A 782-nucleotide genomic window follows, 5' to 3' on the forward strand; every position below is an offset into this window, starting at 1 on the left:
GGGAGGTTGGCGTGGACGGGACGCCGTTTGGTCGTTACCGGTTGATCGAGTTGCTGGGTCGCGGTGGGATGGGCGAGGTGTGGCGGGCTTTTGATACCGGCACTGAGCGGGTGGTGGCGTTGAAGGTGTTGCCGGCGCAGTTGGCTGATGATGAGACCTATCAGCAGCGGTTTCGTCGGGAGGCGCGGTCGGCGGCGGGGTTGGATGAGCCGCATGTGGTGCCGATTTATGACTTCGGGGAGATCGAGGGGCGGTTGTTTGTCACGATGCGCCTGATTGTGGGTCGTGATCTGCAGAGCATGTTGCGGGAGGGTCCGTTGGATCCGGCGCGGGCGGTGCACATCATCGATCAGGTGGCGTCGGCGTTGAATGCGGCGCATCGGATCGATTTGGTGCATCGCGATGTCAAGCCGTCCAACATTTTGGTGGCTGAGGATGATTTTGCGTATCTGATCGATTTCGGGATCGCCCGTAGTGCGGGGGAGACGTCGTTGACCAGTACGGGCAATGTGATCGGGAGTTGGGCGTATCTGGCTCCGGAGCGGATGACGCGGGACAGTACCGATCATCGGGCTGATATCTATGCGTTGACGTGTGTGATGCATGAGTGTTTGACGGGCAGTCAGCCGTTTCCGGGGGACAGTCTCGAGCAGCAGTTGGGTGGGCATCTGACCCAGCCGCCGCCGCGTCCGTCGGTGTTGCGCCACGGCCTGCCCGCCCAACTCGACGCCGTGGTGGCCAAAGGGATGGCCAAAAACCCCGACGACCGCTACGACACCACC

1 protein-coding gene is annotated in these 782 nt (G+C 62.1%); it reads left to right on the forward strand.

Annotated elements, in window-relative coordinates; translation table 11 throughout:
* Nucleotides 1-11: 11 nt before the first annotated feature.
* Nucleotides 12-782 (forward strand): serine/threonine-protein kinase (locus AC5Y5Z_RS25535; protein ID WP_499928290.1); only part of this gene is annotated, 771 nt, incomplete at its 3' end.

Source organism: Mycobacterium sp. NGS29 (assembly GCF_059812965.1).